We start from the raw sequence: 2,458 nt of genomic DNA, 5'->3' as shown, positions 1-2,458 counted from the left end.
TCTGAGTTTGCGGCGGGCTGGAGAAAGGGTAATTCTGATAGTGAAGGATCCGACATTACTAAGTGAGCGTTGTATCTAATCCTGGGGGCAGGTCAACCTTAACTCACTGACAATGTTGTAAAAAAAGCATAACCGCATTATAAATGTGGTCATGAGTCAGGACTATCTCGCCCGTATAGCAGAACTGGAAGCCAAACTCATCCTCATTGCAGAGACTGAGTCGTTCCTGCGCTCAGCGCTGGCCCGTGCTGAAGAAAAAATAGAAAACGAAGAGCGCGAAATAGAACATCTGCGGGCACAGATAGAAAAGCTGCTGTCCGGAATGCTGCAACGATATGGAGTACATCAGCGAAGTCAGCGCGGAGCAGCTTGAACTGGTCTCCAGCGCCCAGAAAGTGATCCGCACGGTCAGGGTGAAAAAGGCCTGCACCCGATGCGACTGTACCGTTGAAGCGCCTGCGCCATCACGTCCCATCGATCGGGGTATCGCCGGGCCGGGTCTGCTGGCCCGCGTGTTAACGGCCAAATACTGCGAACACCTGCCGCTATTTCGCCAGTGCGAAATCTTTGCCCGTCAGGGTGTGGATCTGAGTCGTGCACTACTCTCCAACTGGGTGGATGCCTGTTGCCGGTTAATGGCCCCGCTGGATGAGGCCCTTTACCACTCGTGACGGACTCCCGCAAACTGCATACGGGTGATACTCCGGTGCCGGTACTAGCACCGGGGAGAAAGAAGACGAAGACCGGGCGTATCTGAACGTATGTGCGCGATGACCGGAACGCTGGCTCGTCAGACCCGCCAGCGGCGTGGTTCGCCTTCTCACCGGACAGGCAGGGGAAGCATCCTCAGCAACATCTTCGGCACTATCATGGTGTGCTGCAGGCGGATGCCTTCGCAGGCTACGATCGGTTGTTCAGCGCAGAACGTGAAGGAAGGTCCGTTAACCGAAGCGGGATGCTTACAAGCCCACGCGCGCAGAAAAATCCACGATGTTTATATAAGTACTCAAACGGCCACAGCAGAGGAAGCCCTGAAACGTATCGGTGAGCTGTACGCAATAGAGGAAGAAATATGCGGCTGGCCGGAAGCAGAAAGGTTGTCATCCAGGCAGTCCCGGAGCAAAACGTTGCTGGCTTCCCTGCATGAGTGGTTGGTGGAGAAAAGCGCGATACTGTAAAAAAAATCCTGGCTGGACGAGGCGTTCGCTTATGCGCTAAACCAGTGGGGTGCCCTGTGCTACTACTGCGATGACGGCCTTGCGGAACCTGATAACAATGCAGCAGAACGGGCGTTACGGGCGGTATGCCTGGGTAAAAAGAACTATATCTTCTTCGGCAGCGATCATGGTGGTGAGCGTGGTGCACTATTGTACGGCCTGATCGGTACGTGCAAACTCTATGGTATAGACCCGGAGGCTTATATGCGTCATATCCTGAGCGTACTGCCGAAGTGGCCTTGTAATAAAGTGGCAGAACTTCTGCCATGGAACATGATTCTCACCGATAAATAGCCGTCAATACGGCGTTCACATAACGCTTACGCCCTTCAGGATCAACACAAGCAATTATCGAAGCCGAGAAAATAAATAAGATGACCTGCTCCAAGTTGATTAACACACCCCGATGTTAGTAATGTCTTCATAAACCACATGAAGACATTCCCAGGAAGAAACGTTTTTCAGACCAACAGAGCATAAGTATTCTCCGTTAACTCTATCTGAAGGCTGCGGAAGAACCTCTTCGTAACGGCATTATTCAGACAGTGACCCTTGCAGCTCATACTGCTCGTCATAATGTAAGTATCCCGCTTAACGGCCCGGAACTGATATCACTGGCTCTGGCGCAATGGGCTGAAGACCATGGTGTGCTGCTGGAATTTATCAAGCCGGGTAAGCCGACACAGAACGCGTTTATTGAGAGGTTTAACAGGACGTACCGGACAGAAATACTGGATTTTTACCTATTCAGAACGCTGAACGAAGCACGGGAAATCGCAGAGCGCTGGCTGAATGAATACAACAGTGAGCGGCCCCATGAATCCCTGAATAACCTGACACAGGAAGAATACCGGCTGATGGCTGAGAAATGATCTCCTCCCTGAAAACAGTGCCAGCCTATTTTTTTATGCTGGCTCTTCTCTATATATCAATCAGTCTTCCTATATTATTTTTGTTCAAATTGTAACTTGCCATCTTTGATCGCTCATGTTGATTATTAATTTTAGACAGGGTGGAAAGCAACTGTTTCTTTATCTTTCCGCAACGACTGAGCATGTTTCAAATGAGTATCACTCCCTTAGAATCTCTTTATCCTCCCCCTATGCAAGCAGCGTTTATTGGTTATTTTATGTGAGTTTCATTAAACCTTAAAACTCAAAGACAGAGGATGAGGATTTAATATTATCCACTATAACAATAATCAAAAATATAACATTAAGGAAACCTGTTTATAACGATCA

At 49.3% G+C, this 2,458-nt stretch carries 2 pseudogenes; both read left to right on the top strand.

Features of this window, described 5'->3' with window-relative positions:
* The first annotated feature begins 151 nt into the window (after positions 1 to 151).
* Positions 152 to 1,511, top strand: a pseudogene (locus tag EC840_RS25150) (IS66 family transposase).
* Between the two features lie 299 nt (positions 1,512 to 1,810).
* Positions 1,811 to 2,089: pseudogene (locus EC840_RS25145) on the top strand (integrase core domain-containing protein); the annotation flags it as partial.
* Positions 2,090 to 2,458: the final 369 nt, after the last annotated feature.

Origin of the sequence: Rahnella sp. JUb53, from assembly GCF_004346065.1 — a bacterium.
In the GTDB taxonomy this organism is placed as follows: Bacteria; Pseudomonadota; Gammaproteobacteria; order Enterobacterales; family Enterobacteriaceae; genus Rahnella; species Rahnella variigena.
This window is presented reverse-complemented; position numbering and strand designations above follow the sequence as displayed.